Source organism: Streptomyces taklimakanensis (assembly GCF_009709575.1).
GTDB classification, from domain to species: Bacteria; Actinomycetota; Actinomycetes; order Streptomycetales; family Streptomycetaceae; genus Streptomyces; species Streptomyces taklimakanensis.
In genome coordinates, this window is the sequence record NZ_WIXO01000001.1 from 220,385 (window position 1) to 243,922 (window position 23,538).

Genomic DNA, 23,538 nt, shown 5'->3' on the forward strand with positions numbered 1-23,538 from the left:
TGGTGTGGAGCGCATCGGCGTCACGGGCCGCCGGGACTCCGTGGTGCCCGACCGGGTCGCAGTGACAACGCGGGACGCGGTGGCTCGGCGCAGGCGGTGGGCGGCCTCTTCCCCGTGACGCCGGCCGGGATCCTTGGGCGTGACGCCGACGCGCCGTGCCGATCCGGTGCCGACGCTTCCTCCGACGATCATCCGTAATCCCACGTTCTGGACAGACTCCAACCGGTTCGTGAGATGCATGAGATCGTTGCGGCGCCCGCACCGGTCGCGCGGTCTTGCCACGAGGGGGCCTGTGCCGCCGTGCGGGACCGTCGGCCCTTCACGTCGGCGGCCGAACTCCACCTCGTGGGAAAGTCCCGGAAATGACCGCTCCCGCCGCCGGCCCCGCCCGGGCACGGCTTCAGTCCCCGTCCCAGTCCCCCGCCGAGGCCGCGCCCGTCAACTCACGGTCCCGCGTCCTGGTCGCCAGCCTCATCGGCACGACGATCGAGTTCTACGACTTCTACATCTACGCAACCGCCGCGGTCCTGGTCTTCCCGACGCTCTTCTTCCCGAGCAGCGATGCGACCACGGCCCTGCTCTCCTCCTTCGCGGTCTTCGGCGCGGCGATGATCGCCCGCCCGATCGGTGCGATCGTCTTCGGCCACCTCGGTGATCGCCTCGGCCGCAAGGGCACCCTGGTGGCCTCGCTGCTCACCATGGGCATCGCCACCTTCCTGATCGGCGTCCTGCCCACCTACGCGCAGGCCGGCTGGATCGCCACGGCACTGCTGGTGCTGATGCGACTCGCCCAGGGCTTCGCGCTCGGCGGCGAGTGGAGCGGCGCGGCCCTGGTCGCCACCGAGAACGCACCCGCCGGGAAGCGCGCGCTGTGGGGCACGTTCCCGCAGCTCGGAGCTCCGTTCGGGTTCATCATCGGCAACGGCCTCTTCCTGATCATCGGCGCGCTGCTGCCCTCCGAGGCGGGCGCCGACCCCTCGCAGCCCTCCGACGCCTTCCTGAGTTGGGGGTGGCGGATCCCGTTCCTGTTCTCGGCCGTCATGGTCGCGATCGGTCTGTGGGTGCGGATGCGCCTGGTCGAGTCGCAGGTCTTCGCGAAGACGCAGGAGACCGGCAAGGTTCGCAAGCTGCCGCTGGCCACCGTCTTCCGCCACCACTGGAGGCAACTGCTCCTCGGCACCTTCGCGATGCTGGCGACGTACGTCCTCTTCTACCTGATGACGACGTTCTCGCTGAGCTACGGCCGCACCGCCGAGGACGCGGACGTCCCGGGCCTCGGCTACGGCTACACCACCTTCGTCCTGATGATGATCTTCGGCGTGCTGTTCTTCGCCGCGTTCACCCTGGTCTCCGGCCCGCTCGCGGACAGGTACGGCCGCCGCAAGACCCTCGCCTGGGTCACCGCCGGCATCGTCGTCTTCGGCCTGGTCTGGGTACCGCTGATCGGCCTGGGCACGCTCGGCGTGGTCCTGTGGCTGGTCCTGGGCTTCACCCTGATGGGCATGACGTTCGGCCCGATGGGCGCTCTGCTCCCGGAGCTCTTCCCGACCAGTGTCCGCTACACCGGCTCCGGCATCTCCTACAACGTCAGCTCCATCCTCGGCGCGGCCGTCGCCCCCTTCGTCGCGGTCGCCCTCTGGGAGGCCGGTGACGGCTCCCCGTGGCTGGTCGGCGTCTACCTCTCCGTGATGGCCGTCCTCACCCTGACCGCTCTCCTCCTCGGCAAGGAGACGAAGGACCTCGCCCTGGACGAGGGCGAGGTCCCGGAGCCCCACGCCCGTACCGAGGCCCCGTCCGCCTGACCCGGACCGGACCCGGTGACCATCCGGTGCCCGCGGCCGGAACGGGCCGCGGGCACCGTCGCGTCCCGGGCCGGGCGGGCAACGTACCGCCCACCGCCCAACGGGGTCCCCGCCCCCGGCCCGGCGCGGCGGCACGCCGCCGAGAGGGCCTCCTCCGCGCTCCGCCGCGCCGCGGGGTCAGTCCTCCACGTGGGTCACCCGCACCGGGTCGAAGGCGACCCGGGTACGCGCGCCGCCCGCCCAGACGACCTCGACGCCGCCGGCGTCGGCGGTCGTCTCGGTGACGGCCTCCGCCAGGGGGACGGGGTTCGGCCCGGCGGTGAGAACGGCCAGGCAGGCGTACGGTGAGGCGCCGTCCGCCGCGCCGGTGAGGCGCGGCACCCGGGCCCAGCGTGTCCAGGCGGTGCCCTGCGGGGCGCGCACCGTCTCCGGTGCGGGGTCCCAGCCGTGCAGGGGGTGCAGCGCCGAGACCAGGTCCTCCTCCGGCCCGGTGGCCCAGCCGGTGTGCGTGACGCGGGCCCCGGCCGGTGCGCCGGTCACCCGGTGCACCCGCAGTTCGTACGGCCCCCGCGCCACCGTCACGCTCTCCACCCGCAGCCCCGGCACCATCGGCGGCCCGCCCGCGAACACCGGCCGATGCCAGGAGGCCGCCCATCCCCAACCGGCACCGCCGCCCGCTCCCAGGGGATGGATGCGACGCCGCACGCTGCGGCGGCCGTCCACCTCGACCGACAGGTGGTTGTCGGCGACGTTGCCGGGGGCCGTCGGGCCGGTGCGGGTCGAGTAGGCCTGGCGCCCGTAGTGCGGATCCTCCTCGGCCGCCGCCTCTCCCTCGTGCGGCCGCACGTGGTCGCTGCCGTGGTTGTGCAGCCGTACGATCCCGTCGCCGCGCGTCGACTGCACCAGCAGCCCGGGCACCGGCAGGGCGAGGACCCGGTCGGCCTCCTCCACCGGCGCGGCCCGCTCCACCTCCGTCCACAGCGGATGGTCCGCCGGTGCCAGCAGCGACACGAACGCCTTCGACGCCCAGTACGGGGAGGCGGGACCGGAGTACGACTGCAGCGTCGCCTCGTGCGGGCCGTACCAGCCCGGGCTCAGCAGTCCGTCCCCGGTCAGTGCCCCGCGGTCGAGGAAGTGGCGCAGACCGCCGCTGGCCAGGCGACGGGAGGCGCCCGGCGTCAGCGGCGTGTGCCCGGTCAGCGCGCCCAGCCCGACGGCCGCCGAGGCCGCGAAGCGGTAGGTCAGCGACCGGCCGAAGTGCAGCGGCGCCCCGTCCGCGCCGAACGTCGACGCGAACCCCTCCAGGTGGGCGCGGAGCCGGGCACCGTACCGGGCGCCGAGCTCGTCGTCCCCGGCCAGGTGGGCGTCGAGCACCGGGTACAGGTGCAGGGCCCAGCCGTTGTAGTGGTCGAAGGCGCGACCGTCCCCGTCGGAGTACCAGCCCTCGCCCAGGTACCAGCCCTCCATCAACTCCAGCGCCCGTTCCCGTGCCGCGGCGGTCTCGGCGTCGCCGCGGCCCACGGACTCCAGGAAACCGGCCACCGTGTACGGGAACAGGTACCAGTTGTTCGGCGCGGGGGTGTGCCGCAGCGCCCCGCGCAGCCACTGCTCGGCCCGGTCCCGCACGTCCTCGTCGAGGTTCTCCCACAGCCAGGGCGCGGTCAGCCGCAGGCCGAGCGCGACCGAGGCCGACTCCACCATCGGCTGGCCCTGCACGTCGTGGTCGAGGATCAGCGGCCAGGATTCGGTGTCGTCGCGGCCGGGCGTGCGGGTGCCCGCGGCCAGGCCCCGCGCGTAGCGTTCCAGCCGGCCGTGCGGATCGTCGCCGCCGGCACCCGCCACCCGGAACGCGGCCGCGAGGAAGGTGCGGGCGTAGCCCTCCAGGCCGTCGGAGCGCACCCCGGAACGGGAGGGTCGGCCCGGCAGGTCGAGCAGGGCGTCGCCCGGGGTGCTCCAGCGCCAGGCCGCTGTCAGCAGCCCGTCCGCCACCGCTTCCCAGTGGGCTCGGGTGTAACCGGTGTACGGGCTCGACACCCGGTCCTCGGCGGGCAGGTCGAACGGGATGCTCATGCGATGAAGGCCAGCCTTTCGCGTCGTACGGGGTAGAGGAAGCCGGAGCCGGATGCCCAGCGGGTGGTCTCGGCCAGGGCGAGGTCGGCCAGCCGGCGCCACTCGTTGCCCTGGGACCCGGCGAGGTGCGGGGTGATCAGCGCGTTCTCGCAGTCCCACAGCGGGTGGTGCGGCGGCAGCACCTCGGGATCGGTGACGTCGAGCACCGCTCGGATGCGGCCCGCCAGGACGGCGTCGGTGAGCGCCTCCTGGTCGACGACCGCGCCGCGCGAGGTGTTGATCAGTACGGCGCCGTGCGGCATCGCGTCGATCAGGGAACGGTCGACCAGGCCGCGCGTGGTCGGCAGCAGCGGGGTGTGCACGCTGACGGTGTCGCAGCGCGCGAACAGCTCCGGCAGCTCCACGCGCCGGACGCCGAGACCGGCCGCGGCGGCGTCGTCGACGTACGGGTCGTGCAGCAGGACCTCGACGTCGTGCGGGCGCAGCAGTTCGATCACCCGGCGGCCGATCAGGGAGGCGGACAGGATGCCGACGGTGCGGTGGTAGTTGCCGACACCGCGCGGGGTGCGCAGCCAGTCCCCGCGGTCCCGGGAGGCGCGGTACTCGCGGGCCCGCTCCAGCACCCGCTTGCCGGTGAGCAGGATCATGCCGAGCGTGTACTCGGCCACCGGCACGGCGTTGGCCGCGGCGGCGGAGGACACCTCGATGCCGCGCTCCCAGCAGGCGTCGGTGACATGGCCGCGGACGCTGCCCGCGGTGTGCACCACGGCCCGCAGTCTCGGGGCCGCGTGCAGCACGGAGGCGTCCAGGGGCGGACAGCCCCAGCCGGTGATCAGCAGATCGACGTCGGCGAGCACGGAGCGGGCCCGCTCGGTGGTCAGGTCGTCCAGCACCGGGGGCGGGGCGAGTTCGCAGACCGTGCCGAACGCGCGGAGCGTCTCGGGGTCGAGGACGGCCGCGGCGGCGTCCGGGGACATGGCCAGGGCGGCACGCGGACGGAAGCCGGGGCCGGGTGTTGCCTCACTCATGGGGAAGGAGGGACTCCTCACTCGGTCGGGCCACCGGGTCGGGGCCCGGGACTACTTGACGGATCCCGCCGTCAGGCCGCTGCGCCAGAAGCGCTGGAGCAGGACGAAGGCGAGGATCAGCGGCAGGACGGCGAGCAGCGAGCCCATGATCACCACGGGGTAGTACTCCGGCGAGACCGACGCCGAGCTGTTCCACGCGTACAGACCGAGGCTGACCGGGTACAGATCCTGGTCGGACAGCATCACCATGGGCAGGAAGAAGTTGTTCCAGATCGCGGTGAGCTGGAACAGGAAGACGGTGACCAGACCGGGCCCGAGCATGCGCAACGCCACCCGGACGTAGGCGGTCAGCTCGCCGGCGCCGTCCACGCGCGCCGCCTCCAGCACCTCGTCGGGGACGTAGCCCCGGCTGAAGATCCGGCCGAGGTAGACCCCGAACGGGTTGAACAGGACCGGGATGAACACCGCCCAGAAGGTGTTGACCAGACCGGCGCCCGAGGCCATCAGGTACAGCGGCAGCGCGAGCACGGTCTGCGGGACCATGACCGCCGCCAGTACCAGGCCGAACAGCTTCTCCTTGTGCCGGAAGGCGTACTTGTCGAAGGCGTAGCCGCAGGCCACGCTGATCAGCGCGCCGACGGCGGCACCCACCACGGCGTACAGCAGGCTGTTGGCGTACCAGCGCCCGTACTGACCGCCGTCCATGGCGAACAGGTCGCCGAGGTTGGACGGGAACGAGAAGTCGCTCGGCGACAGCAGGTCGCTGCCGAACAGCGCGTCGCGGCTCTTGGCGGCGGCGAGCACCAGCCACAGCACGGGCAGCAACGTGTACAGGACGGACAGGGCGACGACGGCGTTGACCGTCGTGCGGCCGAGCAGGCGGGGGCACGGCAGGGCGCTGCCGGTGGCGCTCATCGGGCCTCCTCGGCGGCGTCGGCGCGGCTGGTGAAGCGGGTGACGCCGTAGGACAGGGCGATGGTGAAGACCAGCAGGACGACCGAGGCGGCCGCCGCCAGGCTGTAGTTGTTGCGGGTGAACGCCGCGTCGTAGATGTACATGCTGGGTGAGAACCGGGAGCTGATCATGGGTGAGGACTGGCTGAGCAGCATCGGCTCGGTGAACAGCTGGAGCGCCCAGATCAGGGTGAACATCGCGACCATGACGATCGAGGCGCGCACCAGCGGGGTCTTGACCTGGAGCGCCGTGCGCACCGGGCCCGCGCCGTCCACGACGGACGCCTCGATCACCTCGCGGGGCACGGCCTGCAGGGCGGCGTAGAAGATCATCGTGTTGTAGCCGAGGTTGCTCCACAGCGCGATGTTCACGATGGAGGGCAGGACGGTGTGCACGCCCAGGAAGTCGAGGGTGATGTCGGCGCGGGCGAACAGGTCGATGACCGGGCTGATGCCGGGCGTGTACAGGTACAGCCAGATCAGGGCGGCGATGATGCCGGGGACGGCGTGCGGCAGGAACAGGCCGAGCTGGGCCCAGGAGCGCAGCCTGACCACGCCGGAGTCCAGCAGCAGGGCGAGGGCGAGCGCGCCGACGACCATGAGCGGTATGTAGAAGAGGCAGTACAGGGCGACGGTGCCGAGTCCGCCGAGGAACGTGGGGTCGGTGAGGACGGCGGCGTAGCCGCGCAGTCCGACGAAGACCGTGCGCTCGGGGCCGAAGCCGAGGCCGGGCTGGTCGTCGCTGTAGAAGCTCAGCCGGACGGCCGTGCCGACGGGGATCAGGAAGACGGTGACCAGCAGGGCGAAGAACGGCGCCATCAGCACACCGCAGGCGGTCGCCCGACGGCGCCGGGCCGCCCTGCGGGCGCGCACGGAGGAGGGCGCCGGGGTGGGGGCGACCGCGTTCGGCGTGCCGGCCGGCCCCCGGGGCCGGATGGTCGTGGTCATGGGGTTTCACCTGCCTTTCGGCGGCTCAGGTGCTGTGCTGGGTGGTGGACAGGCCCAGGGCCCTGAGGTCGGGCATGGTGCCCTCCTGTGCCGTGCGCATGGAGTCGACGAGGCTGCCCTGACCGGCGCCGACGCGGGCGAAGGAGTCCTGCATGATCTTCTGTGTGGCGCTCATCCGCGGGCCCCACACCCAGCCTTCGCGGATCCTCTCCGCCTCCTGCTCGAAGAGCCGGTAGACGTCCTGGCCGCCGTAGTAGGAGCGGTCGAACGCCTCGCGCCCCACGGCGACCAGGTCCGGAGCGGCCGGGTACTGGCTGCTGGTGCCGCTGGAGAGCCGGGCGCGCAGGGCGTCGGGGTGGGAGACCTGCCACTCGATGAACTCCATGGCGGCCTCGGGGTGCCGGCTGTCCTTGGTGACGGCGAAGGTGGAGCCGCCGTGCGTCCCGACGGCCGGGCTGCCGGTGTCCCACTGCGGCAGTGGGGCGATCCGCCACCGACCCCTCTGTCCGGGTCTCGCGTTCATCTGCGCGCCCGCGTCCCAGGCGCCGCTGAGACGGGTCAGCACCAGGCCGTCGCCGATCTGGGCGTCGGCCTGCCTGCTCTCGACGGCGTTCACGAACACGTCGTCGCGGTCGATCAGTTCCTGCCAGTACCGCGCGACGCGCCGGGTGGGCGCGTCGGCGAGGGAGACGTTCCAGGCACCGCGGGAGGTGTCGAACCAGTGGGCGCCCGCCTGCCAGGCGTACGCGGCGAACTGCGTCATGCCGTCCGTCGGGAACAGCGCCAGCCGCCGGTCGGGCGCCTTGCGGTGCACGCTGCGGGCCAGTTCGGCGAACTCCTCCCAGGTCCGCGGGACCGTCAGTCCGTAGTGGTCGAACAGGTCGACGCGGTAGTGCATCACCATGGGTTCGACGTCCAGCGGCACGCTGAACACCCGTCCCTCGAAGGTGGTCAGTCCGAGCGCCTGCGGCAGCAGTCTGCGGCGCAGACCGTCACCGACGAGGTCGGTGACGTCCCGGGCCACGCCGTCGATGGCGTACCCCGGCACCTGCGGGTACTCGATCGTGGCCACGTCCGGGGCGTTGCCGGCCCGGGCCGCGTTGCTGAGCTTGGCGTAGCCGCCCTGCCCTCCGGAGGGGATCTGCTGGAAGTCGACCTGGATGCGGTCGTGCGTGCCGTTGAACGCGTCGACCACTTCCCGGCTGCCGCGCAGGGCGGACCAGAAGGTGATGCGCGTGGTCCTGCCCGTGCCGCGCCGCCGGGCTCCGTCTCCCCCACTGCAGGCGCTCACGGCTCCTGTCAGGGGGACGGTGGCCAGCGCGGCGAGCGCGGACCGACGACTGTGCCGACCGGGCATGGCGCCTCCCGTGGCTTCCGCGTGTCCGGGACACGCTCGGTGGGGACACCGGAATCCTCGCCACCCGGGCCGAAGCGGTCAATAGACCGATCAGAAGAAAATAAAACGTTCAAACGCTCATCCGGTTGGCCGGTCCACCGCACGGGTCGAGCCGCGCACCGACAGCCGCGGCAGCAGTTCCACCCGCCGCACGGCCGTCCCGCGGGAATCCGTCAGCCGACGCAGCAGCAGGTCGGCGGCCACCCGCCCCACCTCTCCCTTGGGCGGTGAGACGGCGGTCAGCGGCGGCGTGCCGAGGCCGGCCACCACATCGTCGTACGCCACCACCGAGCAGTCCTGCGGCACCCCGACCGCTTCCTCCGCCAGCCGCTGCACGATCATCAGCGCGTCCACATCGCCGTGCAGCACCATCGCGGTCGCCCCCACCTTGCGCAGCAGCGCCGACGGTTCGGCCGTCTCGTCCGCCGCGTACGGCCCCTCGTCGCCCGCCTCCGGCGAACTCAGCATCCACGCCCACTCCTCCACCAGCGGATGCGCGGCGGCGATCTGTGCGAAGGCGGCCCGCAGCGTGCGCGCGGTCGGGCTGTCGTCCCGCGTGGCGAACACGATGCGCCGGTGGCCGAGCCCCACCAGGTGCTCCACGGCGAGATGGGCGCCGTACCAGTGGTCCGAGCACACCGAGTCCAGGGCGTGCAGCGCGCTGCCCGGCCGCGGGCGCCGTTCCATCAGCACCGTCGGCACGTCCAGCCCGGCGAGCCACCCGTAGTCGCCCTCCTCGTCCGCGCGGCCGCGCCACCGGGGCGCCAGCAGCAGACCCCGCGCGCCGTCCGCGAGGGCCCGCTCCACCAGCGGGCGCTCGGCACCGGCCACTTGCGGGGCGATGTGCAGCGCGAAGCGCAGACCGGCCTCCTCCAGCACCGTGCGGGCGCCGTGCAGGGTCTCGGTCAGGTACGTGTGGCGCTCCGGCACCACCACGGCCACCCGGTCCCCGTCCGCCACGTCGCCCGCGGGCACCTCGGGGACCGGCACCGTGGAGCGCACGATGCCGTGTCCCCGGCGCAGCTTGCCCTCCCGGGTCAACTCCTCCACGTCCCGGCGCACCGTCACCACGGAGACCTGCAGCTCGTCGGCGAGGTCGCGCACCCGTGCGGTGCCGCGCGCCCGGACCGCGGCCAGAATCCGCTGACGCCTGAGATCGACCGGCTCCCGCATCAGGCCCTCCCGGACGGCCGATGTTCGTTTGAACGCTTTCCGCATCATCATACGATCGCCACATCGGAGGGCACGGTGGCGGGCAGGACGGCAAGCACTTCGGGGCAGGTGGTGCGAACCTTCCGCCGGTCAGCGTGGTTCCCGAGCACCTTTACGGAGAACCGAGTTCGCAGGTGGGAGTCCCACCACGGGCGAGTGACGGGAGGAGGGCCCTCCCGCGGCCACGTGGTTCGTCACCGGCGCCTGCCGAGGACCGGCCGCCACGGCAGTTCGTTCCCGGCGGCGCCACGGGCCCGAGGACCGTCGGCCGGACGGGCCGCCCGACGGTCCGGGGTCGGTTCCGTGACCGCGATCCGTCACGCCGGTTCGACCGGGAACCACAGTTCGCAGGTCGCGGTGGTGAAGTCGTCCGAGCGTTCGAGGACCGCGACGATCGAGGGCCCCGGCCGCAGGCGCCAGGGGTTGGAGGGGAACCACTCGGTCGCGGTCGCGGCCCAGGCCGCCTGCATGGCCTGTGGATGCGGCCCGGCGGTGCGGAAGACCGCCCACCTGCCGGCCGGTGCCTCGATGGTGTCGAGGTCGTCGGGGGCCGACGTGTCCCGGGAGACGGCGACCCCGTGCAGATAGGTCAGCTCGCTGCCCTCCGTGCCGTCGGGATCGAGGTCGTCGCAGACCTGCAGCAGGCCCCCCGGTTCGGTGTCGCCGAGGGCCTTCAACCGGAGGTGCTCCTGCTGCGACAGCGCGGCGACATGCCGCTGGATGTGCGGGTTGACGCCCTGGTGGACGAGCGGAACCCGGGCCGCGTGTCCGACCAACCGGAACGCGGGGCGGTCGACGAGGCGGGTGTCCATGGGAGTGCTCCCTTCGACGGTCAGGCGGAACCTGAGCCGCGGTTGTGTGCGCAGCGGGCCCCCGTCCCGACGCACGTCACCGGGGCCGGCGCCGTGGACCGCCCGGAAAGCACGTCCGAAGGCTTCGGTCGAGCCGTATCCGTGCCGGACGGCGATGCTCAACAACTCCTCCTCGCCCCGGACGACGTCGGCGGCGGCGACGGTCATGCGGCGCCGGCGTACGTACTCCGACAGCGGCATGTCGGCCAGCGACGAGAACATCCGGCGCAGGTGGTACTCGGTCGTGCCGAGTTCCCCGGCCAGTCCGTCGACGTCGAGCTCCTCGACGAGGTGCTCCTCGACGAGATCGACAAGCCGGTTGAGTGCCGAGATCACGGGGCCTCCTTTCGACGTCGACTCTGCCGGAAGCACCCCCGGCCGTACCCGATCGTTGCGGTCCGATCCGATCATCGCCCGCACGGCCCGTGAAGCCGGCGGAAAGGGTGCGGCCCTCGTCCGTGGCGAGGGCGGCCGAGAAGACGCGCGTGCGGCCGTCCCCGCGCCCCACGATTCCCCGATACGGCCGAGTGAACGGGGCGGGTATGCGTGCGGACCTCGGGGACGGGACGGCGGTGGCGGTGCGCCTGGCGGGAGGTGCGCCGCTGCGGGACGTGCCGGTTGTCACCGACCCCGGTGACTGGCTCGCGTTGGACGCGGGCGTGCGGGAGGTGGCCCGGTACCACCGGTCGCGGCCCCTGCCGGAGTGGGAGCACACCGCCCCGCTGCCCGCCGACCGGCTGTTGGAGCGTACCGGGCCCGAGCGGCCACGACACCTCCGGGTCGCCGCGTTCCGGCTCCTCGACGCGCGCGGCGGGGTCGTGGCGTTGCGAGCGGCGGTCGGGCTGTTGGAGGACCTGGACGGCAGTCGCAGGAACCGCCGCGACCTGCGAAGGCGCCGGATCACGAGGTGTGACGGAAGGCCCCACGCCCTCCACGGCACCGTTCCCCCTCGCGGCGCTCCGACTCCGGTTCCGTCCGTGCTCCACCCAAAGCCCTCGGCCGTCACCCCTGGGAGGCGGCCTCCCGGATCAGCGGCTCGAACTCCCGCCGCACGTAGGCGTCGAACGGCTCCGTCAACGCACCGTCGATCACCCGCCTCACCCGGTGCCCGGCCGCGAAGTCCTTGATCGCCGCGCGGGAGTCCGGCCCCACGCCCCCACCGATGATCAGCACCCCGAACTCCTCGGTCGCCAACAGCTTCCGGGCCTCCTCGTCGGTGCTCACGCCCTCGGCGTCAAAGCCGTCCGCCCGCAGCGTGGCCAGCACCTCCGTCACCCTGGCGGGTGTCCTTCCCAGCACCAGTGTCCTCATGGCCGTTCCTCTCCGGTACGTCGGCATCGACGCATCCGAGCCTAGGAAGTCAACCGGGCTTGAGGTCAACCCCGGCTCCCGCCCCGCCCCGGCAGCCACCCGGTCCGCCCGGCGGGCCAGGCGCCCCGGTCACCGCGGTCGGGCCACGGAGGCCACACTGCGCCGAGGGGTGGCGGGCCGTCGTTCCCCACGGCCCGTGACGGCCCGTGCTGCCCGGTCCCGGCACTCGCCGAGGCGATAGAGGTGGAAGCGCGAGCCGGCGCGATGGGGTGGAAACGGCTCGGGGGCGAGGGTGCGCAGGTGGACCGCGTCCTCGAACGAGGATGCGAGGGAACCGTGGACGACGCGGGCGCTGGTCTCGATCACCACCAGGCACGGCACGCGGCCGCGGGACCGCTGGATGTTCCCGAGGATCTCGGGAACCGGGGGCGAGGTACGGGTCAGGTCGAGACCGTCCGGGGTGAAGGCCGGTCCCCAGGAGGGCTCCACGACGTAGACGTCGCGCTCGCTGCGGGCGGGAAGCGCGTCGAGCAGATCACGGTAGTCCGCCAGACGGAGATCGACAGCGGAGCCGACACGGTCCAGGTTGTGCCGGCCGGCCTCGTGGACGATCGGGTCGAGTTCGGAGGCGTACGCGGGACGGCCCAGGCGTCGGCCGAGATGGTGGCCGAAGTTCCCGGAACCGCAGAACAGGTCGACGACCATCGCTTCGCCGTCGGTCCCGGGGGCGGCGGCCTCGATTTCGGCGACGGCGTCGGCGACGGCCACGGGATGGGGGTCCTTGGTGCACTCGACAGCGGTGCGGCCCAGGATGCGGAGCCCTCGGGCTTCCATCTCGGGCGCGGGGATGCCGTAGAGGGACAACCCTTCGGGGCGGCCGCACATGAGCCGGCCCGCTTCGCGGAGTTGGTCCGAGGTCAGGAACCGGTCGCGCAGCGGGCCGAGCAGCCGGTTCCTGAGGGCGAAGTAGGCCGCGCGGTCGGGTTGGGAGGTGTTCAATCCGTCTCCGGGTGTCGGGAAGGTCCCGTCGCCTGTCGCGCGACAGGCGCGGTACGGGTCGCAGTGGTCGGCCGGTCCGCTCCTTCTCGACGGGACCGGGCCCGTTGGGGTGTCATTCGCCGCACCGAGGGGGGACGATCCTGGCCAGCACCGCGTGGATCGGCTCGCCGTCGAGCAGTCCCCGCAGTTCCTCGACGCCGTGCCGCCTCCGTGCCGGGGTGAGCGAGACGTGGCTTTCGATCCGTTCGTTGAACGTTCTCCGGAACACGGCGTAGAGCTCGTCGTCCTCCCGTACGCGGCCGGCGATCTCCACGAGGACCGCGGTTCCGGCGAAGTCGTCCTCGGGCACCCGGTGGTGCGGCAGGACGTCCGCGAACCGGCCGGCGTTCCGGCCGAAGAGCGTGCCGTCGAGTCGGCGCAGGGTGTGGACGTGCGCGTAGTGCTGTTCGTGGATCCCCAACGGTAGCTGTCCGAGAGCCATCGCCTCGTGGAGCGCGGTGAGTCCCGGGGCGATCAGGTAATCGGGCGTGCTCGCCACCGCTCGCAGCAGGTCGCGCTGTCGCAGGAGACGGAAGTCGGCCCGCCGGCCGGCGACCGAGACCGTCCGCTCGCGGCGCCCGCCGAAGGGGCCGCCGCAGACCAGGACGCGCGGGAACCGGGGCCAGTCGCGCAACAGGTCGGGGATCCAGCGGTGGAGCAGGCGCAGGTAGTCGTTGTTGACGTCGAAGTCCAGGAGGAAGTTCCTGAATCCGCCGACGTTGATCAGCAGGTCGTGCTCCGGTTCGGCGTCGCGCGGGGTGTTCTCCAGTCCTTCGAGGTCGATGATCGGGCCGGTCCGGTGGATCGCGGGCCCGCCGCCGAGAGCGGCGAACTCGGCCGCGCGCTCGGGGACGCCCGGGAAGTTCTGCACCACGCTGTGCGTGGCGAGCAGGTGGGCCGCGACGATGCGCTCATGCGGCGAGAGGGCGGCCAGGTGCCGGTCTGCCGCGGCATAGGAGGAGCGCGGCATGCTCGCGCACAGGTCGCGGATCCGGGCCAACGGCCGTGTGAGTCGCCAGAAGCCGAACAGGCTGTCCACCATGACCACCGGCCGCCGCGCCACGACGGACCGCAGGGCGAGGTCGGCGTCCATGACCGAGACCACCCGGGCGCCGGTCTTCACCAGGTCGTCGACCGACTCCGCCCCGGCTCCCTGGCGCATCCCGTCGATCTCCCGGATGGTGTCGAAGGCGTCCGGGTTGCGCCGCGCGAACGTCGCCGCCACGCCGCTGCCGACGAACACCCGCTCGTGGCCGGAGAGCAGCCGGGAGACCGCGACGAGTTCGGCGACCGGGCCGAAACCGCAGTTCTGGGCCCCCATCACGATGCGCATGTCAGTCTTCCGCGCCGGGGCGGTCCGAAGGCACCGTGCCGGACGGGGCCGTGAACACCTTGACGAGCTGCTTGGCGAACTCGACCGGGTACCTCGCGTAGCCGACGTGGCCGCCGGGGAACAGCACCCGTTCACGACCGAGTCGCTCCGCGAGGGCGACCGCGGGCCGGTGGACGGTGTGGGTGCGCGAGTCGCGACCGCCTGCCACGACGACCCGGTCCGCCACCGCCGCGAGCGCGGTGAGGTCGGGTACGAAACGCGTGGCCGGCCTGACGGTGTGGGCCAGGAAGAACGCGGTGTTGTCGTGTTCCTCGGGCAGCGTCGGCGCGGGTTCGTCTCCGAACACGTGCCGGAGCTCGCGCAGGGCCGCCGCCACTCCCTCGCGGCGGAACGTCTCGTGGACGTCGTCGAAGAACGCCAGGTGGTCCTCGGAGTCCGGCAGCAGTCCCATCGCGGGCGGTTCGTGGGCGACCGTCAGGCGGACCCGGTCCCGGTCGCGAACCGCGAGTTCGAGTGCGACGAGCCCACCCGAGCAACTTCCGAAGACGTGCGCGGACTCGTCGGGCCCGGTGAGGTGACCGAGCAGACGGTACGCGTCGTCGGCGTGCTCCTCGATCCGCTGGTCCCTCGGCGGGCCGTCGAGAGGGCTGCGCGAATTGCCGCGCGGGTCGTACGTGATGACGCGGTGGTCCGCGGCCAGGGCGGCGGCCAGGCGTTTGAAGACGGCAGCGTCGGAGTTGCCGCCCGCGATGAGCAGCACGGGCGGTCCTTCCCCGCGCACCTCGAAGTGGAGCCTCGCACCCGGTACCGCGAGTGTGCCGCTCTCGTGTGGACCCATCACAACTCCAGGATTCGAAGCCGGCGCGGCGCCTCGGGGGCCCGGGGGATCGCCCGCGTGGGGAGGAGCGCGCGGAAGCCCGTGTCCCGCCTGCCACGCGCACGGTCCACTGACTCACACCCGTGTCCCGGACGGCAAGAGGCGGACCGAGGAAGCGGGGGTGTCACCCGGCGCGGTCTTCACGAGGGCGGTGCACAGGGCTTCGCGTGCTTCCACCGCCGCTCCTGCGCGCTCGTCTCGCGAACGGGCGTGTCGGGCATCATCCCCATCACGCCGCTCACCGCGAAGGAGACCGCCTCATGTCCGCCATGAGATCACGGGCACGCTCGGCAGTCCTGGCAACCGCCGTCACCGTGCTCTGCGCCGGTACACCGGTCGCCGGACCCGCCCACGCGGAACCACTGGCGCTGCTGCAGTGCCAGGGAACCGAGTCCGTCGCCTACAGTCCGGGGATCACCTTCCAGCCGCAGGACATCGACATCACCACCGACGGGCGTCTCGACTCGTGTGTCGACGGCGCGGGGGAGGTGACGAGCGGGGCGTACGGGGAACGGTTCACCCTCCACGCGGGCTGCAACGACCTCCTCGACGGATTCCAGGGCCTTCGGACCTTCACGTGGAGCACCGGCGACACCAGCGTCGTCGAAGCCGGCGGCAGCAGCACCGCGGTCGCCGGGCAGGTCGTCACCACGCTCACCGGGACCGTCGTCCAGGGCCGTTTCCAGGGCCGCACGGCGACCCAGGTCATCACGCTTCCGCAGCCGGGGCTTCTGCTGTGTCTGACCACCGGTGTCACGGGCGCGACCGGGGTGACGACGCTCACCATCGTCTGAAGCCGCCCGTGCGGCGGTCACCGGCCGCGGCGTCCGCCGCACGGGTCCGGGACGCGAGCGGCCCGCCGCCCGAGCCTTCCCGCCACCAGAACGTCCCCTCGACCCAACGAGGAGAGCCGGTTGCCGAACATCGACGACGTGCGGAGGATCCTCTCCGAGCTGGGAATCGAACAGGAACTCCTGCGCGAGGACGCGCTCCTGCGCGCCCACCTCGGACTCGACTCCGTCGACATCACACAGTTGGAGATCGAGTTCTCCGAACGACTCGGCACCCGCGTCGACCTCTGGGGCGAGCACGACCACACCCTGCGACAACTCGCCGACGCCTTGGACGGGAACGGACGGCCGAGCCCACGGACGTCGACGCTCTACCGGAGCCGCGGCTGGTGGCGCCCGGACCTGCTGGACGAACTGGTCCTGGACGCCCGCGTGCGCCGGGTCCACCGTGAGGCGCTCGTCGGCGACGGTCGGGTCCTCACCAGGGCCGAACTGGACGCCGCGGTGTCGGGCTGTGCCGCCCGGTTGGCGCACCGCGGAACGCGCCCCGGCGAGAACGTGCTCGTACAGCTCCCCAACCAGCCCCAGTTCGTCGTCCTCGTGCTCGCCCTGATGCGAATCGGCGCACGCCCGGTCCTCGCTCCGCCGGCGCTGCGCGACCACGAACTCGCCCCCGTGCTGTCCTCACTACGGCCGGCAGCGATGGCCGTGCCCGCCCGGCAACGCCGCTTCGACCACCTCCGGTTCGCCGAGAGGCTCCGCGAACGCCATCCGTTCGTGCGGAACCTGCTGGTCTCCGGCGGGGTCGACCCGGCCCGCGGCCATCTGGACCTCGACGAGTTCACCTCGTCCGAAGGGACGCTCCCCGCGGCGGACGACCACCGACGTCCCTCGGACGTCGCCCTGTTCCTGCTGTCGAGCGGCACCACCGGCGCGCCCAAACCCATCCCCCGTACACACGAGGCGTTCGGCCATGTCGTCCGCACCTCGGCGGCGGTGTCGGCGCTGACCCCGGACTCGGTCTACCTCGCGGCCATGCCTGTGGCGCACAGCTTCGGCTTCGGCCATCCCGGAATCCTCGGCGCACTCGCCCACGGGGGGAAGGTCGTGCTCGGCGAATCCGGCGACCCCGCCGGCGCGATGGCGTTGATCGAGCGGGAGCGCGTCACGCACTGCGCGCTCACCCCCGCGGTCGCCCGCCAGTGGCTCACCGCACGTGCCGCCTCGCACGGGCTCGACCTGTCGAGTCTGGAGGTGTTGCAGGTCGGTGGAGCCCGCCTGGACGAGGAGACGGCCAGGCGGCTCGGCGACGCCTTCGACTGCCGGATCCAGCAGGTGTACGGAGCGAGCGAGGGACTGCTGAACTTCTCCCGGCTCGACGACCCCCTCGACGTGGTGTTCACCACCCAGGGGCGGCCCGTCTCGCCGGGTGACGAAACCCGTGTGGTGGACGGCCGGGACCGCCCCGTCGCCGACGGAGAGACGGGCGAGCTCCTGGCCCGGGGGCCCGGCGTCATCACGGCCTACCACGGCGACACGGACACCGCCTCGTTCACCTCCGACGGCTTCTACCGCACCGGTGACCTGGTCCGCCGCCACCCCTCGGGCAACTTCGTGGTCATCGGACGCGTCAAGGACGTGATCAACCGCGGGGGCGAGAAGATCCCGGCGGGCGAACTGGAAGCACTGGTCCAGAAGCATCCCGGCGTGCGCGCCGCCGCCGCCGTCCCGATGCCCCACCCCGTCCTGGGCGAAACGGTCTGCCTGTACGTCGTCGACGGCGGGGACGGTGGGGACGGCTCTCCGACGCTGCGGGAGATCCGGCGTTTCCTCGAAGACGGTGGACTGGCCCCCTTCAAACTGCCCGAACGCGTCGTCAGGGTGTCGGCGCTGCCCCTGACCGGAACCGGCAAGATCGACAAGGCGCGGCTGCGCGAGGACGTCGCGACCCGGGTGGCGGCCGAGCACGACGGCCGTTGCCCCGGTTGAGGCCCGGCACCACTTCGGATGGCATCGGACGGTTGAGGACGGCAGCGGGCGTGACAAAGGATCCGCCGGCCCTTCGGGCGGACGAAGGCACGTCCGCCCCGCCTGCCCCGGTGGCGGCGGTGCCGGGCCGGTCTCCCTCACGTCGACGAGTCCCCTGCCCGCCGGTACGGGTCCTCTCCGACGTCTCGCCCCTCGGCCCGCCGCGCCCGGACCCGTACCGCCCGCCTCCACAGCAGCAGGGCCGCGCACGCGGTCGCGCACCCGGCGGCCGCGGCCGGCAGCGCGGTGTCGGCGGCGGCTTCGGCACCCACGGCACGGTGGCCGTGTCCGGTGACGGAGCCGGCGAGGGCGACGCCGAGACCGGCTGCGACGGTGATGACGGTTTTGGTGACGCCGGAGGCTTCACCGGCGCGTTCCGGGCGGATGACGCCTTGGGTGGCGATGAGGGTGAGGGCGTTGGCGAGCCCGAGGACGGCACCGCAGAAGGTGGCGGCGATCAGGTGGGCGGTGATGTCGGAGGCGAGAGCGGTTCCGAGCAGGCCGAGGGCGCCACCGCCGAGGCAGGCGGCCATCGTGGGGACGGCTCCGCTGGTGGGGACGCGTCCGGCAAGGGGTCCGGCGACGGCCATGGCGAGGGCGGGTAGGAGGAAGGCCGTGCCGGCGGCCACGGCGGAGAAGCCCCACCGGCCTTGCAGGGAGAGCGGGACGACGAACAGGAACACCACGGTCGCGGTGTTGGCCACGGCGCCGGTGAGGGTCAGGGCGACGTAGGGCCCGTTGCGGAACAGAGCGAGCCCGACCAGGGGGTGCGGCGCGCGGCGCTCGATGCGGATGAACGCACCGAGCAGCGTCGCGCACAGCAGCGCGCCGAGGGCCGACTCGGTCCAGGCCGCGCCGTGCCGGACGTGGTCGAGGAGGACCGCGAGTGCGGCGAGTGCGCCGGTGGCGGTGAGCAGGCCGCGCCGGTCGATGTGGCGGGCCGCGGTGGTGTCGCGGCCCTCGGTGGTGTGTGAGGCCCACAGGGCGCCGAGCGCGCAGAGGGGGACGTTGAGCCAGAAGACGGCCCGCCAGGAGATGGTTTCGGTGAGGGCACCGCCGACGAAGGGGCCGCAGACGGTGGCGATGCCACCGACACCGAGGGCGAGGCCGGTGGCCCGACCGCGCAGGTGTCCGGGGTGGACGTTGGTGAGCAGGGACAGCCCCACCGGCATGATCACGGCGGCTCCGACGCCTTGGGCGACGCGTGCGGCGACCAGCATGGGCAGGCTCGTGGCGAGCGCGCACACCAGGGAGGCGGCGCCGAAGAGGGACAGCCCCAGGACGAGGAGCCTGTGGCGACCGAGGAGGTCGCCGAGGCGGCCGGCGCCGAGCATGAGGGCGCCGGTGGACAGCAGGTAGGCGCTCACCACCCATTGCACTCCGTCCCCTTGTGCGCCGAGGTCGGCACCGATGCGGGGAAGCGCGAAAATGAGGGCGAAGGCGTCCAGTTGAACGCAGAACACCCCCATCGACATGGCGAGCAGCACCCGGGTGCGCAGGTGCGGTCGTGCGGTCATGTGGGCGTCTCCTGGCCGTGTGACGACGGTCCCGCGCCGCAACGCGGGTGGGGGCGGGATCGTGAGGGGGGAGGGCAGCGGAGCACGCGGGAAGCCGCAGCAGTGGCGGGGCTGCCGGGACGGACGCCGGGCGGGGCGTCGGGAGAGCGGGGGCCGCTACGGGCCCACATCGCCTGACCGCTCAAAACCGCCGCCCGAACACCGGGGGCGGGAGCGCTTTCACGATAGGCGGCGCGCCGATGGCCTGCCAACCACCCCCTGTCTCAAAGGCCGGGTACTCGCGGGGGCGCCCCGTGACGGAGCGGTGTGCTCCACGACAGCCCTGTGCTGTCGAGCGCCTCCCGGAACACCGGTGGGCCGACCCCGGCGGGGGATCCGGCGGACCCCGCGCCGGCTGCGACGTTCCGCGGTGGTCGGCCGTTCTGTCGAGCGGTGGGTGTCCACCGTCGACGAGCGTGTCGTCAGACGTCGACTCGGGGCTGTGCGGGGCCGAGGTGGCGCACGGTGGTCTGCTCGGCGTGCCGGGCGAGCAGGTCCCGCAGTTCGTTCGCGGCGGCCTCGAGGAGGTGGCCGTCGCGGGTGGCGTGGAGGGTTTCGAGGACGAAGGCGACACGCGTGGAGTCCTCGGTGACGCGGGTGCGGTGGGCGTCGCGGTGGTTCCAGTGGCGGGTCAGGACGCCGAGGGCGTCCGCGTAGACGATCTCGCCGGGCTTGGGGTGTTCGATGGTGTCGGGTTCGCCGAGCGGGGTGAAGGTCTCGGTGCCGTCCGCGTGGCGGATGTCGATCCCTCCGGTGACGTGGTCGAGGTCGAAGGCGCCGGCGGGCAGGCCGTGGCGGACGGAGACAACGTTGTAGGAGTCGACGGCCGGGTTGATGCGCGGCAGGCTCCCCTTCTTCGCGAGGCGGCGGCCGAGCGCGTCGACACTGGGGCGGACGCGGCGGGGGTTGGTGCCGAAGGAGCGGTAGGCGGTGTGCCACGCCTCGACGCGCGGGTCGCTCTCGTCGGCCGGCCGCCAGGCACCGTCGGCGAGTCGCTGCTCCAGTTCCCCGAGGGCGGCGGTCGTGTCGGGCCAGGGTTCGTGGCCGCGCAGGCCGGTGGCGGTGACCACGGCGATGAGGGTGTCGGGGAAGGCGTCCGCGACGGCGGGAGCGAGGCGGAGGGCGGTCATGAGCGGTGTTCCGTTCGTGTGTCGGGGCGGGGCGGGGCGGGGTGGGTCGGGGGCCGGGGACGGGGACGGAGGCGTGGTCGTCGAAGACGGTGAACAGGACGTTCGGGTCGTGCTCGACCGCCTTCCGGCCGGGGTTGGGGCGGGCGGGGTGGATCAGGAGGCCGAAGTCGTGCCCCTCGGCGATCCGGGTCCGCCGTTCGGCTTCGTCCGGGTCGGCGTCCCAGGGCTGGATGATCACGCGGGTCTCCTTGCGGCGGTGCGGCGGAGGAGGAGTCAGGTGAGGGCGAGGAGGCCGACGGCGACGGCGGCGGTGCCCAGGCCGACGAACTGGCCGCGGTGGATGCGCTCGGCGAGCACGCCGCGGGCGAGCAGGACGGTGCCGGCCGGGTAGAGGGCGGTGATCACGGCGACGACGGCGAGGTCCCCGCTGCGGGCGGCGAGCAGGAACAGCAGGTTCGCCACCGAGTCCAACACGCCCGCGGCGGCCGACATCGCGTACGCGGGCCTCTCGGAGCCCAGCTTGCGGTACATCAGTCCGGCCGCGGTCAGGGTGACGGCCGAGGAGACGGCCCGGCCGATGATCAGCGGGGCCACGCCGCTGTCGGAGGGTGCCTGGTGGAGGAAGACCAGTTGGAGGGCGATGGCGGCGCCCGCGCCGAAGGCCGACAGCAGCGCGCCGCGGGAGGGTCGTGCCGGTCCGTCGCCGTGGCCGGCGCTGACCAGTACGACCGCGACCAGGGCGAGCGGCAGCCCGATCAGTCCGGCGGCTCCGAGGTGCTCCCCTTGGAGCAGGCCCACGGCAACGGGAAGCATGGCGGAGACCAGCGCGGTGACGGGCGAGAGCACGTTCATCGGGCCGATCGCCAGAGTCCGGTAGAGCAGGGCGAACGCCGCGGCCGACGCGCCACCCGACGCGGCGCCCCAGACGAGAGCGCCGGTGTCGAAGGAGGCTCCGAGGAAAGGCCACAGCAGCAGCTCGACCGCGAGCGAGGCCGGGGCCGCGACCATCACCGTGCGCAACACGTGGGCCCTGCGGGCGCCGAGGCCGCCGAGGAAGTCGGCACATCCGTAGGCGAGGGAGCTGCCCAGGGCCAGCAGCAGAGCGATCACGGTACGTACATCCCTTACTATTCACTGGAACGACTGAACCGTACATCAGACCGACCGAAGCCTGTCAACCGAACGACCGAGCAGTACATCAAAATGGTCCACTCGCAAGGAGGACGATCAGATGGCCGAGGCAGAGGAAGCCCTGCGGACGCTCGCGCACAACGTCAGGGCGGCCCGCAACCGCGCCGGCCTCTCCCTGGACGAACTCGGCCGACGCGCCAAGGTCAGCAAGGGTGCCCTGGTCGGGCTGGAGAAGGCCCAGGGCAACCCCAACTTCGCCACCCTGATCCGGCTGGCCGACACCCTCGGCGTCTCCGTCTCCGCCCTGTTGGAAGGCCCGACCGAGGGCCGCGTCCGCGTCGTGACCACCGACGCCGTGATGCCGCTGTGGACCGGGAGCCGGGGCAGTGAGGCACGGCTTCTGCTGACGACCTCGGGCCCGGCTCCGGTCGAGGTCTGGCGTTGGAAACTCGAACCCGGCGAGGAGTACCCCAGCCACCCCCACCAGGCCGGAGTCGTCGAAACCCTCAGCGTCACCGCCGGACGGATGATCCTCGTCGTCGACGGGATCGAGCACCCCGTCGAAGCCGGCCAGACCGCCACCTTCGACGGCGACGTCCCCCACGCCTACCGCGGGGCCGGCACCGCAACCTGTCACGTGATCATGACCGTCCACATCCCGCCGGGCCCCACTCCCAGCACCTGACCCGCGCGGACGGCAACACCACCGTGACCGGGCCCCGGACGGACCGGGCCACCTCCTCGCCCCCATCGTCCCCGTCGCCGTCGAACCGCCACGTCGCCGACCGCCCACGGTCCGCCCGGCGGACCGCGGGGCCGGCGGACAAAGGATCACCGTCCCGTTCACGGAGCGGGGCGCTCCGACGGACGACGAGCGGACGCGACCGGCGCCGACCGGAAGGCGGGGCCGACCGGAGCGCGGTGAGCGTGACCCCACCTCGTGTCGGGCCGTCAGCACGCTACCGGTCCGCACCCGCGTCGGACACATCACCGCCCGGATGAAGAACCGCAGGCTCCCCCGCGGCTGTCGGCAACACGGCGGCGGCCTCCACCGCCTGGTCCGAGTCGTCGCCCACCTGCCCGACCTGGCCCTCGCCGCGCGACCGGCAAAAGGCCGGAAAGGAGTTCCGGCTGCCTGCCCACAACCTCCTGGAACACGCTTTGGCGACAGTAGGGGAAGGGCGATCACGCCACCCGCTCGTCAGGGGATCGCAGAGCAGACCACCATGCCCAACAGGTGCTTTGGTATGACATTGGCCATTATCCACCCGCAAAGAGGCCGTAGCTCCACACGAAAGTCCTGCACGAAGACCGAAGTCCACCAACTCGCCGAGAAAAGCGAATCCTTCGGCCATACTCGATCCCACACCCTGAGGGCAGGGCACCACCCTCGACTCGAAAGTCCGCACAGCCCGAAACACTCACCCATGAGGAGTACACGGTCGTGACACGGCTTCGAAAAATCAGAACCGCGCTTGCTCTTGCCTCCGCCTGCGCCGCCATCGTGGCGTTCCCCAGCCAGGCCGGAGCCACAGCGGACCAAGTCCGACAGCCCACCGACGCCCAGACCGCAGCGGCTGCCGCCTCGTGCAGCACCGGCTATGTGTGCTTCTGGACCGGCCTTGACTACACCGGCTCGAAGTGCACCTGGCTCGACGGCGATCCCGACTGGTACAGCGGTAGCATCAGGTGTTCCTGGGCAGCGAACGGCACCCCGGCCCGTTCCGTGTACAACGCTGGGACAAGCACGCGCTGGACCGGCGTCGCATACTACGCTGGCGCCAACTACGTCAGTCGTGTCGGCTGCACGCCGCAAGGTCGGGGCGGCAACTTCACTCAACCGCGCGCTCTACGCTCACACCGGTGGATCAGCACGAGCTGTGGCTGACGCCTCGCCCCGATCAGTCCGATCCCCGGCGGGCGACTCGGATAGGAAGCCGCCCGGGCCGAGGCTCCCACCGAACGACAGGAGAAGCCGGAACCTCGGCCCGTCACGGGCGTCCGCCACTTTCCACCGCACGGCTCAAGTTGTTCAGAGGTCATGTTTCAAGTCGGATTTTCGGCCCACGCCTCATGCCGTGAT

Annotated in this window: 19 protein-coding genes; 5 read left to right on the forward strand and 14 right to left on the reverse strand. The window is 72.4% G+C overall.

Annotation, left to right across the window (positions count from 1 at the left end):
- Positions 1-362 precede the first annotated feature (362 nt).
- A complete protein-coding gene (locus F0L17_RS00940; RefSeq protein ID WP_155069313.1) occupies positions 363-1,802 on the forward strand; it encodes an MFS transporter in 1,440 nt (479 codons plus the stop codon).
- 177 nt (positions 1,803-1,979) lie between these two features.
- Here F0L17_RS00940 and F0L17_RS00945 read toward each other — a convergent pair whose 3' ends face one another.
- From F0L17_RS00945 to F0L17_RS00995, 11 genes are all read right to left on the reverse strand, one after another.
- Complete coding sequence (locus F0L17_RS00945) at positions 1,980-3,872, reverse strand: DUF2264 domain-containing protein (protein ID WP_155069314.1); 1,893 nt, start codon at positions 3,870-3,872, stop codon at positions 1,980-1,982.
- Entirely contained in the window at positions 3,869-4,900 is a 1,032-nt protein-coding gene (locus tag F0L17_RS00950) for a hydroxyacid dehydrogenase (RefSeq protein WP_155069315.1), read from the reverse strand. The genes F0L17_RS00945 and F0L17_RS00950 overlap by 4 nt, the downstream gene beginning before the upstream one ends.
- A gap of 51 nt (positions 4,901-4,951) precedes the next feature.
- The gene (locus F0L17_RS00955) at positions 4,952-5,815 is read right to left on the reverse strand and encodes a carbohydrate ABC transporter permease (protein WP_155069316.1); all 864 of its coding nucleotides are present in this window, start codon (positions 5,813-5,815) and stop codon (positions 4,952-4,954) included.
- Positions 5,812-6,801, reverse strand: coding sequence for a carbohydrate ABC transporter permease (locus F0L17_RS00960; RefSeq protein ID WP_155069317.1), 990 nt, complete (start codon positions 6,799-6,801; stop codon positions 5,812-5,814). The genes F0L17_RS00955 and F0L17_RS00960 overlap by 4 nt, the downstream gene beginning before the upstream one ends.
- Positions 6,802-6,826: 25 nt before the next feature.
- Positions 6,827-8,158, reverse strand: a complete 1,332-nt coding sequence (locus tag F0L17_RS00965; protein ID WP_155069318.1) for an ABC transporter substrate-binding protein — start codon at positions 8,156-8,158, stop codon at positions 6,827-6,829.
- 117 nt (positions 8,159-8,275) lie between these two features.
- Positions 8,276-9,370 (reverse strand): substrate-binding domain-containing protein, encoded by a 1,095-nt coding sequence (locus F0L17_RS00970; RefSeq protein WP_155069319.1) that lies wholly within the window; start codon positions 9,368-9,370, stop codon positions 8,276-8,278.
- A gap of 356 nt (positions 9,371-9,726) precedes the next feature.
- Positions 9,727-10,596 carry a GyrI-like domain-containing protein gene (locus F0L17_RS00975; protein WP_162465633.1) on the reverse strand — a complete coding sequence of 290 codons (870 nt, stop codon included), beginning with the start codon at positions 10,594-10,596 and terminating at the stop codon, positions 9,727-9,729.
- A 666-nt stretch (positions 10,597-11,262) separates the two neighbouring features.
- Positions 11,263-11,571: a hypothetical protein gene (locus tag F0L17_RS00980; RefSeq protein WP_155069321.1), complete on the reverse strand. Its 309-nt coding sequence runs from the start codon at positions 11,569-11,571 to the stop codon at positions 11,263-11,265.
- Positions 11,572-11,700: 129 nt separating this feature from the next.
- Positions 11,701-12,570 (reverse strand): class I SAM-dependent RNA methyltransferase, encoded by an 870-nt coding sequence (locus F0L17_RS00985; protein WP_155069322.1) that lies wholly within the window; start codon positions 12,568-12,570, stop codon positions 11,701-11,703.
- 112 nt (positions 12,571-12,682) lie between these two features.
- Positions 12,683-13,942: a hypothetical protein gene (locus tag F0L17_RS00990; protein WP_155069323.1), complete on the reverse strand. Its 1,260-nt coding sequence runs from the start codon at positions 13,940-13,942 to the stop codon at positions 12,683-12,685.
- 1 nt (position 13,943) lies between these two features.
- On the reverse strand, positions 13,944-14,702 hold the full coding sequence (locus F0L17_RS00995) for an alpha/beta fold hydrolase (protein ID WP_338017902.1): 759 nt from the start codon (positions 14,700-14,702) through the stop codon (positions 13,944-13,946).
- 377 nt (positions 14,703-15,079) lie between these two features.
- Between F0L17_RS00995 and F0L17_RS01000 the strand changes: the two genes are divergently transcribed.
- Both F0L17_RS01000 and F0L17_RS01005 read left to right on the forward strand, forming a co-directional pair.
- A complete protein-coding gene (locus F0L17_RS01000; RefSeq protein WP_155069325.1) occupies positions 15,080-15,613 on the forward strand; it encodes a hypothetical protein in 534 nt (177 codons plus the stop codon).
- A gap of 120 nt (positions 15,614-15,733) precedes the next feature.
- Positions 15,734-17,599 carry an AMP-binding protein gene (locus tag F0L17_RS01005; RefSeq protein WP_238419202.1) on the forward strand — a complete coding sequence of 622 codons (1,866 nt, stop codon included), beginning with the start codon at positions 15,734-15,736 and terminating at the stop codon, positions 17,597-17,599.
- Between the two features lie 137 nt (positions 17,600-17,736).
- On the opposite strand, the gene F0L17_RS01010 is transcribed toward F0L17_RS01005, so the two are convergent.
- The 3 genes from F0L17_RS01010 to F0L17_RS01020 all read right to left on the reverse strand — a co-directional run bounded on the left by F0L17_RS01010 (position 17,737) and on the right by F0L17_RS01020 (position 21,434).
- Positions 17,737-19,155 carry an MFS transporter gene (locus F0L17_RS01010; RefSeq protein ID WP_155069326.1) on the reverse strand — a complete coding sequence of 473 codons (1,419 nt, stop codon included), beginning with the start codon at positions 19,153-19,155 and terminating at the stop codon, positions 17,737-17,739.
- 461 nt (positions 19,156-19,616) lie between these two features.
- Complete coding sequence (locus F0L17_RS01015) at positions 19,617-20,324, reverse strand: B3/B4 domain-containing protein (RefSeq protein WP_155069327.1); 708 nt, start codon at positions 20,322-20,324, stop codon at positions 19,617-19,619.
- 273 nt (positions 20,325-20,597) lie between these two features.
- Complete coding sequence (locus tag F0L17_RS01020) at positions 20,598-21,434, reverse strand: EamA family transporter (RefSeq protein ID WP_162465634.1); 837 nt, start codon at positions 21,432-21,434, stop codon at positions 20,598-20,600.
- Between the two features lie 121 nt (positions 21,435-21,555).
- Here F0L17_RS01020 and F0L17_RS01025 point away from each other — a divergent pair, with 121 nt between their 5' ends.
- Both F0L17_RS01025 and F0L17_RS01030 read left to right on the forward strand, forming a co-directional pair.
- On the forward strand, positions 21,556-22,140 hold the full coding sequence (locus F0L17_RS01025) for a helix-turn-helix domain-containing protein (RefSeq protein WP_155069328.1): 585 nt from the start codon (positions 21,556-21,558) through the stop codon (positions 22,138-22,140).
- A gap of 819 nt (positions 22,141-22,959) precedes the next feature.
- Positions 22,960-23,343, forward strand: coding sequence for a peptidase inhibitor family I36 protein (locus F0L17_RS01030; RefSeq protein WP_338018228.1), 384 nt, complete (start codon positions 22,960-22,962; stop codon positions 23,341-23,343).
- The last annotated feature ends 195 nt before the right edge of the window (positions 23,344-23,538 follow it).